12 protein-coding genes and 1 pseudogene are annotated in these 14,728 nt (G+C 41.7%); 6 read left to right on the top strand and 7 right to left on the bottom strand.

What is annotated here, in order from left to right; all coding sequences use genetic code 11:
- The first annotated feature begins 104 nt into the window (after nucleotides 1-104).
- From bchM to H6G73_RS01300, 3 genes are all read left to right on the top strand, one after another.
- Nucleotides 105-800: a magnesium protoporphyrin IX methyltransferase gene (bchM, locus tag H6G73_RS01310; RefSeq protein WP_190601132.1), complete on the top strand. Its 696-nt coding sequence runs from the start codon at nucleotides 105-107 to the stop codon at nucleotides 798-800.
- A 167-nt stretch (nucleotides 801-967) separates the two neighbouring features.
- Nucleotides 968-1,438, top strand: coding sequence for a hypothetical protein (locus tag H6G73_RS01305; RefSeq protein WP_190601131.1), 471 nt, complete (start codon nucleotides 968-970; stop codon nucleotides 1,436-1,438).
- A gap of 30 nt (nucleotides 1,439-1,468) precedes the next feature.
- Nucleotides 1,469-1,849 (top strand): DUF423 domain-containing protein, encoded by a 381-nt coding sequence (locus H6G73_RS01300; protein WP_190601130.1) that lies wholly within the window; start codon nucleotides 1,469-1,471, stop codon nucleotides 1,847-1,849.
- 78 nt (nucleotides 1,850-1,927) lie between these two features.
- On the opposite strand, the gene H6G73_RS01295 is transcribed toward H6G73_RS01300, so the two are convergent.
- The 4 genes and pseudogenes from H6G73_RS01295 to miaA form a co-directional block, all read right to left on the bottom strand.
- The gene (locus H6G73_RS01295) at nucleotides 1,928-2,275 is read right to left on the bottom strand and encodes a DUF6717 family protein (RefSeq protein WP_190601129.1); all 348 of its coding nucleotides are present in this window, start codon (nucleotides 2,273-2,275) and stop codon (nucleotides 1,928-1,930) included.
- The gene (locus H6G73_RS01290) at nucleotides 2,272-3,471 is read right to left on the bottom strand and encodes an FtsW/RodA/SpoVE family cell cycle protein (RefSeq protein WP_190601250.1); all 1,200 of its coding nucleotides are present in this window, start codon (nucleotides 3,469-3,471) and stop codon (nucleotides 2,272-2,274) included. The genes H6G73_RS01295 and H6G73_RS01290 overlap by 4 nt, the downstream gene beginning before the upstream one ends.
- A 184-nt stretch (nucleotides 3,472-3,655) precedes the next feature.
- Nucleotides 3,656-4,252, bottom strand: a pseudogene (gene recR / locus H6G73_RS01285) (recombination mediator RecR); the annotation flags it as partial.
- A 121-nt stretch (nucleotides 4,253-4,373) separates the two neighbouring features.
- Nucleotides 4,374-5,273, bottom strand: coding sequence for a tRNA (adenosine(37)-N6)-dimethylallyltransferase MiaA (gene miaA, locus H6G73_RS01280; RefSeq protein WP_190601128.1), 900 nt, complete (start codon nucleotides 5,271-5,273; stop codon nucleotides 4,374-4,376).
- 191 nt (nucleotides 5,274-5,464) lie between these two features.
- On the opposite strand from miaA, the gene gyrB reads away from it, so the two are divergent.
- Entirely contained in the window at nucleotides 5,465-7,861 is a 2,397-nt protein-coding gene (gyrB, locus tag H6G73_RS01275; protein ID WP_190601127.1) for a DNA topoisomerase (ATP-hydrolyzing) subunit B, read from the top strand.
- A 1,085-nt stretch (nucleotides 7,862-8,946) separates the two neighbouring features.
- A complete protein-coding gene (gene rpoD, locus H6G73_RS01270; RefSeq protein WP_190601126.1) occupies nucleotides 8,947-10,122 on the top strand; it encodes an RNA polymerase sigma factor RpoD in 1,176 nt (391 codons plus the stop codon).
- Nucleotides 10,123-10,217: 95 nt separating this feature from the next.
- Here rpoD and H6G73_RS01265 read toward each other — a convergent pair whose 3' ends face one another.
- Both H6G73_RS01265 and gyrA read right to left on the bottom strand, forming a co-directional pair.
- Nucleotides 10,218-10,400: a chlorophyll a/b-binding protein gene (locus H6G73_RS01265; RefSeq protein WP_190601125.1), complete on the bottom strand. Its 183-nt coding sequence runs from the start codon at nucleotides 10,398-10,400 to the stop codon at nucleotides 10,218-10,220.
- Between the two features lie 144 nt (nucleotides 10,401-10,544).
- Nucleotides 10,545-13,061: a DNA topoisomerase (ATP-hydrolyzing) subunit A gene (gene gyrA / locus H6G73_RS01260; RefSeq protein ID WP_190601124.1), complete on the bottom strand. Its 2,517-nt coding sequence runs from the start codon at nucleotides 13,059-13,061 to the stop codon at nucleotides 10,545-10,547.
- 231 nt (nucleotides 13,062-13,292) lie between these two features.
- Here gyrA and H6G73_RS01255 point away from each other — a divergent pair, with 231 nt between their 5' ends.
- Nucleotides 13,293-13,703: a response regulator gene (locus H6G73_RS01255; RefSeq protein WP_190601123.1), complete on the top strand. Its 411-nt coding sequence runs from the start codon at nucleotides 13,293-13,295 to the stop codon at nucleotides 13,701-13,703.
- A gap of 64 nt (nucleotides 13,704-13,767) precedes the next feature.
- Here the strand turns inward: H6G73_RS01255 and H6G73_RS01250 are convergent, their stop codons facing one another.
- A complete protein-coding gene (locus H6G73_RS01250) occupies nucleotides 13,768-14,652 on the bottom strand; it encodes a tetratricopeptide repeat protein (protein WP_190601122.1) in 885 nt (294 codons plus the stop codon).
- Nucleotides 14,653-14,728 lie beyond the last annotated feature (76 nt).

Below are 14,728 nucleotides of genomic sequence, written 5' to 3'. Positions count from 1 at the left end.
TAGGAATTACCGAAGTAATTTCTTCTACCTTGATACTTGCTGCCTCAATTACTGCGGAAATAGGCGATAATTTGAAAGATTGGGAACCGTAGTAAATTGACTCTATGAACGCAGCCGACGATAAAACAATAGTTCGTGAATATTTTAATTCCACAGGGTTTGACCGTTGGAGACGCATCTATGGTGATGGTGAAGTCAACAAAGTGCAGTTAGATATCCGGAATGGACATCAGCAAACTGTGGATACAGTCATCGGCTGGCTAAAAGCAGATAACAACTTAGCAGAGTTATCCATCTGTGATGCTGGGTGTGGTGTGGGTAGTCTCAGTATCCCCCTGGCTACAGAAGGTGCTAAAGTCTATGCCAGCGACATCTCCGAAAAAATGGTGACAGAAGCCAAGGAGAGGGGTGTACAAGCTTTGGGTAATAGTGAAAATCCTACTTTCGCTGTCCAAGATTTAGAATCCTTGAGTGGTAACTACCATACAGTTATTTGTTTGGATGTTCTCATCCACTACCCCCAAGAAAAAGCGGATGAGATGATTTCTCACCTTTGTTCTTTGGCCCAGTCACGAATCATTCTCAGTTTTGCACCAAAAACCTGCTTTTTGACCCTCCTCAAGAAAATTGGTAGTTTCTTTCCAGGGCCTAGCAAAGCCACTCGTGCCTATTTACACCGGGAAGCTGATGTAAAAGCTATCCTGGAACGTAATGGTTTTACTATACAAAGAACAGCTATGACCAAAACTCGCTTCTATTTTTCCCGTTTATTGGAAGCAACTCGTCAATCAGCTGAATAATCGGAAAATCGCGGCAAAATCCAGCATATTTTTGCTGCGATTTAATTATCACTAGGACTAGAAACACATAAATACTGGTGAGAAAGTCAAGATATCTATTCAATGACTGGAAGCTAGCAGCAAGTGAGGTTAGAATCGCAAACAAAGCTTAAATTTGACATAAAAATATGAAGACTGCCGAAAAACTTTCTGCTGGCTGGCTACTCATCCTGGGATTTATGTTTTTAGCAATCTCTGTATCAGAAGTATTAAATCAATCCTCTCTACGAAAAGTTAATGTCTATCCTGTAGAAGGAGAACAAGTTTTTTCTGCACCTGAAAATAATGATGCTATCACTGGTGGGATAGTGTTTGGTTTACCGACAATTACTTTGGGTGGCTGGTTAACATTAAGCTTGTATCTGCAAAGCCGTAGGGAAAAGAAGACGCTTAAACAGCAAGCAGATGATGATTTACAATCATTGTTTTATCAAATGCTGCAAGAAAATAATGGCAAAATCACATTGTTACACTTTGCTATGCAATCCCAACTACCAGCAGGGACAGCTAGAAAATATTTAGATGAAAAAGCTAAAGAATTCAATGCGAATTTTAAGGTGAATGAGGAAGGAGCCGTATCATATCATTTTGATGTTTAGTGTGTTGACACGAATTTACGGCTAGGTCTCATGACGCAATTTTTCTTAAGCGTAGCTGCTATTTTTGGCGGTTTATCGGTTGCGGCTGGTGCTTTTGGCGCTCATGCTCTGCGGGACAAACTCAGTGAGCGATCGCTAGAAATTTTCGACACGGGCGCTCGTTATCAAATGTACCATGCCCTGGCACTGTTTTTCGTGGCTATTCTCCTGAGTCGTCTAGAATCACCACCACTGACTTTGATAGCTAGCGGGTGGTTATTTATTATTGGTGTACTAATTTTTTCCGGTAGCTTGTATGTGATTAGTTTAACTGGAGTCAGATCCTGGGGTGCGATCGCTCCTTTGGGAGGAATAGCGTTTATGATTGGTTGGGGTGCTTTAGCTATTACCGCTATCACCTTGAAGCTTTAATGACTCCATAAATTTTATTTCAGGTGGGTTACTCAATCAGTACACACCTGAATTTAACCATCTATTTTTCACTACTTACTAACCAAAACTTTGAGCTTGACAATATATTTTAGTTGGTGGCTGCATAAAGTATTTAAATAATGCTGGGCATAACCAACCTGACATATTTTTATTTGTCCATAAATACCAATGTCCACCATATTCTTCCCTTTGCCAGACTAATTCTGCTTGATAACCAGGAAAGGGTTGGGCAGAAAATAGCAGCTTAAATCCTTCCTCGGCATGGTGAATATCTTGAACCAAAATGTCGATCATTTCTGGTACCCCATTCACAAAGGGTTCTTGAACTAACCCTACCTTTTCATCATCAAATACCCAAGTTTGATGATGTCGATAGGGAAAAATCACCATCATGGAATTGTTCATTTTTTCTGCTCAAATACTCGGTAATTTCGTTTATTATCTGGTGTAGTTCTGCGTAACGGTACTACTTCTGCCTCACTACTTTCTCTGGCCACGCGAATTAATAAAGCCGCAGATACCAAACTAGCAATCATGGAATTACCACCATAACTAAACATGGGTAAAGGTAAACCCGTGGTGGGTAAAGCACCTGTAGCTACACCAATATGTAAAAATGATTGTCCCACCATGACAATAGTTACACCTATAGCCACTAATCTGTTAATGGGATGTTTAGTTTTTAAAGCCACGATTAATCCCAAGGTGGCAAAAATTAAGAGGATTGATAACAGAATTATCCCCCCAGCAAAGCCAAATTCTTCCGCAAATACCGCAAAAATAAAATCAGTATCTTGAATTGGTAAATAAAATAGTTTTTGTTGCGATAGCCCAAATCCTACCCCCCAAGTTTTCCCAGAACCTACAGCTAATAAACTCTGGACTAACTGATAACCATCTCCTTGTGCATCAGCCCAAGGATTCATGAAAGACATCACCCGCCTACGTTGATATTCTTTGATACTAATGCTTAATAAAGCTAACAGGAATCCGCCAATTGCCGTACCACCTAAATATTTATAAGGTAAGCCAGCAGCTAAAGCAATTAACCAAATAGTCATGCCACAAAGTGAGGTGGTACTTAAATTAGGCTGGGCTAAAATTCCTAATAAAACTAAACCGAAAATAACCAGCCACGTTATCCTCACTCGCCAAGTTAATTTATCCCATTGTCCAAACAGTCTGGCACTTTGTAACACTAAAAATGGTTTAATTAATTCTGAAGGTTGAACAGGAATCGGTCCCAAGGCTATCCATCTAGCGGCATCAAAGGCTTTTTTTCCTAGCCCTGGAATCAGGGTGACAAAAATCAACATCAAAAAGAAAATTAAAAACCAATGAGATATCCCTAGAATTTTTTTGATGGGAAGATTAACAATGATGTTGAAGATAATTAATGAAGCTATCACCCACAGTAGTTGTCGCTTGAAATAATATAAACCGTCACCATGACGGTCATCAGCCACCGGATAGGATGCTGAAAACAACATCACCAAGCCGAAAAACAACCACATAAAGGTTAGCCAGCGCAATAGCCGCGCTTCTAAAGCCCATTGAGAGACAGAATCATCAAAAAGGGGTATAAAACGGCGTATATTCACCATTGAGGACAAAGATAAGAAAGGTGTGAGAATGGCATTTCTATTTGATCTGCCTGAAGTACGGCATCAAGAAGATAACACAGTTTTTCTGAGTTTAGATTTGGTATAGGAATATTTTGAGCGATCGCTTCTGCAATAATCTAGTGCCGGAAATCGTTTACTTACTTTGTCCCCACATTATTATCTAATCTAACTCTCGCCGACCTTCTAAAGCTCTTGCTAAAGTCACTTCGTCAGCATATTCTAAATCGCCACCCACCGGTAGACCAAAAGCAATACGTGTCACTTTGGTAAATGGTTTGAGTAGATGACCTAGATATAAGGTTGTGGTTTCCCCTTCTACACTGGGACTAATGGCTAAAATCACTTCTTGTGGTTGTTGCTGACTGACCCTTCGCACTAAAGCCTGGACTGTTAATTGTTCTGGGCCCACTCCATCCATGGGAGAAATTACACCACCTAACACATGGTACTTACCTTTATATTCACGGGTTTTTTCCAATGCAATCACATCCCGTGAATCTGCTACCACACAGATAGTATTGTTATCTCGGTTAGGGTTACGACAAATATCACATACTGGTTCAGCCGATAGGTGATAACAAACTTGACACAAACCTACCTGTTTTTTCGCGTCAATTAAGGCTTGGGCTAAAGCTTCTACTTCCGCTTCGGGACGCTTTAAAATGTGCAACGCTAAACGCTGGGCGCTTTTGGGGCCGACTCCAGGTAACCGTTGCAGTTGTTCGATTAATCTTGCTAAAGGTCGTGCGTAAACCGTTGTTTTGTCCTCCCAATGTTCTCATCGTAACTATTTTAGACTATGCCGATTCACAAAAACTAGAATCAAAAAATATTATTTTATCTGGTGCTGAATAGCAAAATATCAATCTTGATAAATCTTATTTATCGTGGATAAATTCATGGATGCGCTCTCCAATTTTTGCTAATAAATCGGCATCATCGGCATCATACCATTCTATTTGCGGATAGGCTCTAAACCAGGTGCGTTGACGCTTGGCAAATTGACGTGTATGCAATACTGTTAACTCCTGTGCTGTAGTTAAAGTAATTTCTCCCCCTAAATATTGTTTGATTTCCTGATAGCCTAAAGTATTTAATAAGGGCAAATCTACACCATATTTTTGGCATAAATATTCCACTTCATCTACTAAGCCATCTGCCATCATGGCCTCAGTACGTCGCTGAATTCTGGACTCTAATCTGTCGGCATCACAATCTAAACCAATTTGTAAAATGGGATAATTGGGTGGGTTTTCTCCCTGCTGGTCAGAAATGGGTATACCAGTGACGTAGTATACCTCTAAAGCCCTTAAAGTTCTGACTAAATCATGGGGATGAATTTTTTGGGCAGCCAGGGGATCAACTTGTTGTAACATCCCATAAAGTTGGGTTTGACCTAAGGATTCTAGATGCGATCGCAATTCTGGCTGTGGTGCTACTCTGGGAATCTTCATCCCCTGCACAATTGACCGGATATATAAACCTGTTCCCCCCACCAATAACAATGGAGAAATACCCAAATTAGCAATTAAAGCTTGTGCTTGCTCCTGATAATCTGCTACTGTCATTGTTTCAGTTGGGTCGCAGATATCAATTAAATAATGGGGAACTAATTTTTGTTCTGCTAGGTTCGGTTTAGCTGTGCCAATGGTAAACTCCCTATACACTTGCCGAGAGTCAGCACTCAAAATCACTGCACCTAATTTTGGTGCTAAATTCAATGCCAATCCAGATTTTCCCGTTGCTGTCGCCCCACAAATCACTATTAACTTATTCATTAGTCAGTCGTTATTCTTGCTTGTGAATTTTTAATTTTTAATTGGGAATTTTTCAAGGGTTGCAACCCCTATATAAACTTCTCATTAAATTGCGCTACGGACGGCAACAAGGCTTTTGTGTTAAAATTTTGGAGTGATTTGACTTTTTTAGCCTTTGGGCAATTTCAACCCCACGCATCAGGAGAATTTTCATGACGAGCAGTTACAGTGCCGATCAGATTCAAGTTCTGGAAGGTCTGGAAGCCGTCCGCAAACGACCAGGGATGTATATTGGTTCCACAGGGCCGCGAGGACTCCACCATTTAGTTTACGAGGTCGTGGACAACGCGATTGATGAAGCTTTGGCTGGCTATTGTACCCATGTTGAGGTAGATATCAACGCTGATGGTTCCTGTACCGTCACAGACAATGGTCGGGGTATTCCTACCGATATTCACCCAAAAACAGGGAAATCAGCTTTAGAAACTGTATTAACTGTACTGCACGCCGGGGGTAAATTTGGCGGTGGTGGTTATAAAGTTTCTGGAGGTTTGCACGGGGTTGGTGTATCCGTAGTCAATGCCCTATCTGAAGTTGTAGAAGTAACAGTTTGGCGAGACAAGAAGGTACATATCCAACGTTATGAACGGGGTATTCCAGTCACTGACTTGCAAGTCAAGGCTTACAAAGAAGCTAGAACTGGAACTTCTGTCCTGTTCAAGCCAGACGCACAAATTTTTACCACTGGTACAGAATTTGATTATATTACTTTAGCTGCTCGCCTGCGGGAATTAGCGTATTTAAATGCAGGTGTGAAAATTACCTTTACAGATCATCGCTTAGAGTTATTAAAGAGCGATACGCCCAAGGTCGAAACCTACGAGTATAAAGGCGGGATCAAAGAATATGTCGCCTATATGAATCGGGAAAAGCAGCCCTTACATGAGGAAATTATTTTCGTTCAGGGAGAACGGAATAATGTCCAAATCGAAGTGTCTTTGCAATGGTGTACTGATGCGTATACTGATAACGTGCTGGGTTTTGCTAATAATATCCGCACCGTTGACGGTGGTACACATCTAGAAGGTTTAAAAGCAGTTTTAACTCGGACTTTAAATGCGATCGCTCGCAAGCGGAATAAAATCAAAGAAAATGAAGCCAATCTCAGTGGTGAACATGTCCGCGAAGGTTTGACCGCAGTCATTTCCGTGAAAGTCCCCGACCCAGAATTTGAAGGACAAACCAAAACTAAACTGGGGAATACAGAAGTTAGAGGTATTGTTGATTCTTTAGTTGGGGAAGTCCTCACCGAATATCTAGAGTTTCGTCCCGGTATTGCTGATTCAATTTTAGATAAAGCTATTCAAGCTTTTAAAGCCGCAGAAGCAGCCCGTCACGCACGAGAGTTAGTTAGAAGAAAATCAGTCCTAGAATCTTCTCCCTTACCCGGTAAATTAGCTGATTGTAGTTCCCGCGACCCCTCAGAATCGGAGATTTTCATCGTAGAAGGCGATTCAGCCGGTGGCTGTTTTCATGGTGATACACTGGTCAATATAGTCGATAGAGGAAAGCTTACCTTTAGGCAAATTATTGCTGAACGAGAGCAGAATATACAACATGAATGCTTCACTATGGATGGTGATGCAATGGTTCCGGGACAAATTATCAATCCCCGGATGACCAAAGCCAATGCTGAAGTTGTGAAGGTAACATTTAACAATGGCGAAAGTGTTATCTGTACTCCAGATCACCTCTTTTTACTGAAGGATAACAGCTATAAGCCCGCTAAAGAGTTAACACCTTACGACTTACTCAAGCAATCAACTCCCATTGCTAGCGCTATAAAGGAAAATGGTGAAATTCCTTCAGTGTCTAGTTTGAGGGTTGATAAAGTTCAACCTTTAACAGAGCGTGTTGACGTTTATGATATAGAAGTTCCTGAAACCCACAATTTTCAACTAGCCTGTGGTGTATTTGTCCACAATAGCGCCAAGCAAGGACGCGATCGCCGCACTCAAGCTATCCTGCCTTTACGCGGTAAAATACTTAACATCGAGAAAACCGACGACGCGAAAATTTACAAAAATAACGAAGTTCAATCTCTAATTACAGCCCTTGGTTTAGGCGTAAAAGGTGAAGAATTTGATTCGTCACAATTACGGTATCATCGAATAGTAATTATGACCGACGCAGACGTAGATGGCGCGCATATACGTACTTTGTTACTGACTTTCTTCTATCGGTATCAAAGAGCTTTAATTGAACAAGGTTTCATCTATATTGCTTGTCCACCACTCTACAAAATGGAACGGGGCAAAAATCATGAATACTGTTATAGCGATCGCGAATTACAACAATGTATCGCCAAATTACCAGCCAACGCTAACTACACCATCCAGCGGTTCAAAGGGTTGGGGGAAATGATGCCGGAACAACTGTGGACAACCACCATGAACCCGGAAACTCGGAAAATGAAGCAGGTGGAAATTGAAGATGCCGCCGAAGCTGATCGCATATTCACCATCTTAATGGGCGATCGCGTCGCACCTAGAAGAGAATTCATCGAAACCTATGGTGCTAAACTTAATCTCACCGATTTAGATATTTAGCAACCTTAATTTCCTTTTTTTGCCGATTCTGTTAATGGGTAATGGGTTATAACCTATTACCCACTAATTTTTGTTGATTTCATTACTTTTGAGGATTATTTGGTCATCAGTTTGGTTTCATTGCTAATCACTTTTTCTCGATTACCAATTACCATAAATTATTGGGCAACTCCACTGACAAATGATTTCTCAATTGATTAAAATATCGTTATATACAATCAGAACAGTTTGTCAAGTTGCATAGGGTTGAAATCCCAACCTTGCGCTAAGGTGTGAATAAGGCCGAATTCAGACAAAGCTCAACTCATCTGTAAAACGGTCTACTTGGGCACAACCTTAACATTCCAGTGCAGGGAATTGCCATCCTATATACAAAGTTCAGTGATGGAACATTAACTCCCCCACTGTTCATTTATTACCGTATCTACTCAGGCGGTTAAACCCGCTGCCGTTTTCCACAAAGAGATTTATGAAGGAAATATCAAGATGGGTGTATTAATACTTCTCCTTTGAGTTAAAATCTAATCCCCTGTTGCCAGGGAATAGTTTTAGTCATAAATCTCTAGAATCACGCCATAGCAAGTGTCCCTACCTTTTAATCTAATGAGAATGCCACTGTAAAACTAAAAAGTTTTCAACAAGATTTAATGGTGTCACTACCGTTTTTCATGTCTTTTTGATAAAAGTGGCTTCCTCTGGCTAACAAGAGTTAATGATTAACACACAAAAAGAGTGCAATTTCTGTGAAACAGGCTACAATCGGAACAGTCTTTACAGTGAAATCGACCAGCAGTCATGTCTATTTGCCTTCAGTGGTTAATTTCTAGATGAAGATTAGTCTGATGACGACTAAATCAATCAGAAGTTGTGTAAAGCGGCAACAGAAATGACTTTTACTTCCCATGAGCGATCACCTGACAGTGAAATGCTATGGAGGTAAAAACCCCGCCCTATACAGGGGTTGCATCGGTTAAACAATCATGGATTTAGCCACAAGACTAATTTCCATTGAACATTTGCTCATTTATAAGAGCAGCCAAAATATCTTGAGTAATTGATTCTGCAAGGAGCATGAGGAACGCGGCATGAACCAGGCTAACAACGTACTCGAAAGCAATTATCAGCCTGACCTAGAAATAATGAATCAGCCTGATTTCGAGGAGTTAGAAGAACTCTTAATAGAGGATGAAGAGGACTTGCTACTCGCTGATGACGGCGAAATTGATGATTTTTTAGAGCCTCAGTCTGATGAGGACGACGCAAAGTCTGGAAAAGCCGCTAAATCGCGTCGTCGGACACAAAGTAAGAAAAAGCACTACACCGAAGATTCGATTCGCCTGTACTTGCAAGAAATTGGGAGAATCCGTCTACTAAGGGCAGATGAAGAGATTGAATTGGCTCGGAAAATTGCGGATTTACTGGAATTAGAAAGAATTCGCGAAAAACTAGCCGATCAATTGGATCGCGATCCCAAAGACAGTGAATGGGCTGAAGCAGTACAAATGCCATTGCCAACTTTCCGCTATCGTCTGCACTTAGGACGCAGAGCGAAAGATAAGATGGTACAGTCTAACCTCCGTCTTGTGGTTTCCATCGCCAAGAAATACATGAATCGTGGCTTGTCTTTCCAAGATTTGATTCAAGAAGGCAGTTTAGGCTTGATTCGTGCGGCAGAAAAGTTTGATCACGAAAAAGGTTATAAATTCTCTACCTACGCTACATGGTGGATTAGACAAGCAATTACTAGAGCGATCGCTGATCAATCTCGCACCATTCGTCTCCCAGTTCACCTTTACGAAACTATTTCTCGCATCAAGAAAACTACCAAACTATTATCTCAAGAAATGGGTCGCAAACCTACAGAAGAAGAAATTGCGACTCGCATGGAAATGACCATTGAGAAACTGCGTTTTATTGCTAAATCAGCACAACTACCCATTTCATTAGAAACGCCCATTGGGAAAGAAGAAGATTCTCGATTGGGCGATTTTATTGAATCCGATGGTGAAACACCAGAAGATCAAGTTTCTAAAAATCTCCTGCGGGAAGACTTAGAAAAAGTCCTCGATAGCCTCAGCCCCCGCGAGCGAGATGTCCTCAGACTCCGTTACGGCTTAGATGATGGACGGATGAAAACCTTGGAAGAAATCGGCCAAATCTTCAACGTTACACGGGAGCGGATTCGCCAAATTGAAGCCAAGGCACTGCGTAAACTACGCCATCCCAATCGTAACAGTGTGCTCAAGGAATATATCCGTTAATTAGTCAGTAGCTAGCCTGACAACTAAACAATAAAGAACCTGGCAGTAGTGATTAATTGCCAGGTTTTTTATCATTTAAATCTTGGGTTTAAAAATTAGAGAATGCCCCAGAAGTGCAGGAAACCTTGACCAGAAAACAACTCAATCAAAGTAGCCGCTAAAAAGCCAATCATTGCCAAGCGACCGTTCCATACTTCTGCTTGTGGAGTAAAACCCCAACGCCAAGCGTTGCGATCTTCAACGATAGGAGCATTAGCTGTTTTTGTTGCATTAGTCATGATTCGCACTCCAAGCTTATTTACTAAGTTTTTTTGACTTATGTAAATAAATATAACAAAAATTTTCAGATTATAACTCATCAATCCTTAACATTTGGACTGCTGATAGCGCCGCGTGGTTCAGCTATACTTCTGAATTCCTCCCTACTGACACCGTACAACGGTAATAATCTTCTCATCTCGATTGAGTTGGAGAACATTTTCCCCTTTGTCATCCTTACTTAAAATCGGCACTGTATCTACAGGTATTCGCACCACTCGTTCCTTATTGGTTACCAGAGCGACTTCTGTATTGGCAACGGCTAGAACCATACCTGCTAAGTGGTCAGTTTTATTATTAAATCTCACTACCTGTGTGCCTAAGTCACCACGATTAGCGCCTCTCATATGACTAACCTCTAATCGTTTGGCATATCCTTCCTCGGTGACCATTAAAATCTGTTCATCTTTCTTAACAGTCACACAGCCAACCATGTTTTGATTTTTTAACAGCCGGAAAGCCTGTAAACCCATGGCGGCCCGACCCATAATCGGTAATTGCTCATCATTGACGGCAAAGCGCAAGATTCGACCACCAGAACTGGCTAAAATCAAATGTTCGCTTGTGGTAGTGAATTGGGTAAAGGACAATTCATCATCATCTTTGAGTTTTAAAATGGTGATGCCACGGCGAGATAAATTGGTGAATTCATTTAAAGACAGGCGCTTGATGCGTCCTTGTTTGGTTAAGAGGACGATTTGCCCATGTTCAGGATTGTCTGGCAGTAAGAAGCGATTCACAACTCCCTCTGTGTTACCTTGAGCCGTACTCGTGAGTAAGGTAATTAACGGCGTACCTCTAGGAGAACGGGCTGTAGTGTGAGGAATTTCGCCGACAGAGACAGGATAAACTTTACCACCACTGGTGAGGATGAGTAGTTCTTTGTCGGTGCTAGCTGCTTCGGTTTGGATGACGAAGTCATGGTCATTGACACCGATTTCTGATTTTGGTTTTTTGCCTGTAGGTGATAGACGACGGACGTAACCACGCTGGCTAAATTCTAAAATGGCTTCTTCTGGGGGCTGTTCTGGTTTGAAAGTTGGGGTTTTAGATTTGGGATTTTCTTCGTCATCTGCTGCTGCTTGTTTTGTCCCTTTTTCTTCTTTAGCTGGGATGTCGCTAGCGGTGAGAATTCTGGTTCGACGGGAATCACCGTATTTACGTTTGAGCGATCGCAAATCTTTTTTCAGGGCCTTTAATAATTCCCTTCTGTCTGCCAATAATCTCCGTAACAAGTCAATTTGCTCGGTTAATTGGTCAAATTCTTGCTGTAAGTTTTGCTGTTCTAAGCTGGTGAGGCGGCGTAACGGCATTGCCAAAATTGCATCGGCTTGCACCTCAGTTAACTCTAATTGATTACAGAGACTGAGTTTAGCGGTACTACCATCAGCAGCTTGACGCAAAATTTCGATCACCCGATCTAAATTTGCCAGAGCTTTGAGCAAGCCAGCCACTAAATGTGACCGATTTTCCGCTTTGCCTAACTCGTAGCTGTAGCGACGATTGAGAGTATGTTCCCGGAACTTTAAAAATTCCTCCAACAGTTGACGCAAGCTTAACTGACGAGGTTGTCCATCAACTAAAGCTAAGAGAATCGCACCAAAATTAGTTTGTAGGGCGGTTTGGTGATAGAGGTGTTGGAGAATTTCCTGGGGATTGGTATCTCGTTTGAGTTCAATGACTACCCGCATCCCTTCGCGATCGCTTTCATCTCGAATATCAGAAATGCCGTGTAACCGCCCTTGATTGACCAATTCGGCTACTTTCTCAATCCAACCGGCTTTATTCACCTGATAGGGCAATTCTGTCACGACTATAGACATCCGCCGCTTTGTCCCTTTACCACCAGGAATTTCCTCTACATTAGCCACACCCCGCAGCACAATCGAACCTCTGCCTGTGGAGTAGGCTTCCTTGATTCCTCCATCTCCAACTATTTCGCCACCGGTGGGGAAATCTGGGCCGGGAATCAACTCCCATAATTTTTCTGCTGATAAATCTGGATGGTCAATCAGAGCTATTAATCCATCTACCACTTCTCCTAAATTATGAGGTGGTATATTCGTAGCCATACCCACCGCAATACCTGCACAACCATTCAGGAGTAAAAAGGGTAATTGGGCCGGTAAAACTGTTGGTTCTTGTTGTGAATTGTCAAAATTGCCGATAAATTCTACAGTTTCTTCGCCGATTTCCGACAGCATTCCTTCGTGGCTGACTGGTGCAAGGCGCGTTTCTGTATAACGCATAGCCGCTGGTGGGTCGTTATCGACGCTGCCAAAATTACCATGTCCAGACAGGAGGGGATAACGGCTGGAAAAATCCTGTACTAGCCTCACTAAGGCATCATAAACCGCTTGGTCACCATGAGGATGATATTTACCTAGTACATCACCAACGACACGGGCACATTTTCGATAAGGTCGCTCTGGTGTGAGACCCAGTTCGTGCATAGCATATAAAATCCGTCGATGCACTGGCTTCAAGCCATCTCGTACATCTGGTAATGCTCGCCCTACAATCACACTCATGGCATATTCTAGATAAGACCGTTGCATCTCGGTGTGCAGGGCTGTGGTGATGACCTGTCCCGTTGAGAGAAGGTTTAACTGTTTTGCCATGAGCTTTTTTCCCTGAAGTTTAACTACACAAAGGAGGGTGGAACTTTACACTGTAGCAATCACAGCATAACGGATGGAATAGGTTTCCTGACAAAATCTTGATACACATTAGAAAAAAACCAGTAGTATTATCCTTGTTTTCTGGTATCCACATTAATGATGATTAAAAGTAAAGCAGAGTGCTGTTTTATTTAGATGGTATTACCACTTACATGTATAAGTAAAATTCCCATGAAAACAGTTTTAATTGTCGAAGACGATCTCATCAATGCTCGCGTTTTCTCGAAGATTTTGACTAAGCGAGGTGGCTTAGGTGTCAAACATACGGAAAATGTTGATGAAGTGATGAAAATAGCCCAAGCCAGAGAAGCTGACTTGATTCTCATGGATGTTTCTCTTTCTCGCAGCGTCTACCAAGGTAAATCTGTTGATGGCATCAAGATTACACAAATGTTAAAATCCGACCCACAAACAGCTAGTTTACCTGTTATTTTGGTGACTGCCCATGCGATGGAAGGCGATCGCGAGAATTTCCTCAGACAAAGTGGTGCAGATGGCTATATTTCTAAGCCGGTGGTAGACCATCAACAATTTGTTGACCAGATTATGGAACTATTACCTAAAGACAGTGTAAATGGTTAATCAGGTAATAGGTAATGGGTAAAGGTTGTACCAATTCCCAATCACCAATTACCAATCACCCTGTTTATTGTGTATTCCCTGGATTAGAGCTAGATGAATCGTCGCGCTCTTGTAAAGCTGCTTGAATTCCTGGTAGTTCTAAGAATTTTTTCGTATCGGCTAGCAGACGTTCACCCCAAAGATTTTGTTTGAGAAAATCTAAATCAGCATAGCGTTGATCAATGCGGAGTGCTGATGCTCCCATAGCTATGCCTTGCTGGCTATCACCTTTAACATATAATGCCACTGCTAAGGCTAATAACGGTTCAGCAGCTTGTTTATCAATGTTAGTGGCTAATTGCCATTGTTTAATCGCCCCTTCTTTATCACCCTGTTCGTATTTGATTAAACCAATGTTATTAATGGCTGGCCAGAATTTTTTATCTTGGTCAACAGCTTTATTAAATTGAGCGATCGCCTCTGGCATTCTGCCTAACATGAAGTAGGCGTTACCTAAATCAAACAAACCTTCTGTATCATTGGGTTTGAGCTTCAAACCTGTTTGATAATGCTCCGCCGCAGCTTGATAATTTTTCTGTTGAAAGTTCGCTGAACCCAAGGCAAACAGCACATCAGCGTTTTTGCTATTGAGACTTTGTGCTTTCTTCAGGCTCGTGATTGCTTGATCAAACTGTTTACTCTGTAAATACAACCCACCCAACAGAAACCATACCTTGTCATTATTGGGAGCTAGTTGAGTTGCTAATCGCGCTCTTGGCAAAGCTAAATCGATTTGCTGGAACTGCGCTAATTGAGCAGCTTCCTGAGCCAAACTCAAACCTTGCTTCTCCAACCTCGCTCCATCTAGTTGTAGTGTATGCGGTAATAGAGCTTGTGCGTGAACAACCTTGGGCATACTCCACACACTACAGGCAACCAATAGAGAAATCAAACGAACATATTTAGGCACGTTATCGCCTCTGGGACACAAATCAAAGAATCTTTCCGATAGCTTAAACGATCTTCACTCTAGACGAAAAGTGGCA

The organism is Richelia sinica FACHB-800 (assembly GCF_014698825.1).
GTDB lineage: Bacteria > Cyanobacteriota > Cyanobacteriia > Cyanobacteriales > Nostocaceae > FACHB-800.
The sequence above is the reverse complement of the archived record's forward strand: the minus strand, read 5'-3'. Positions and strand labels throughout refer to the sequence as shown.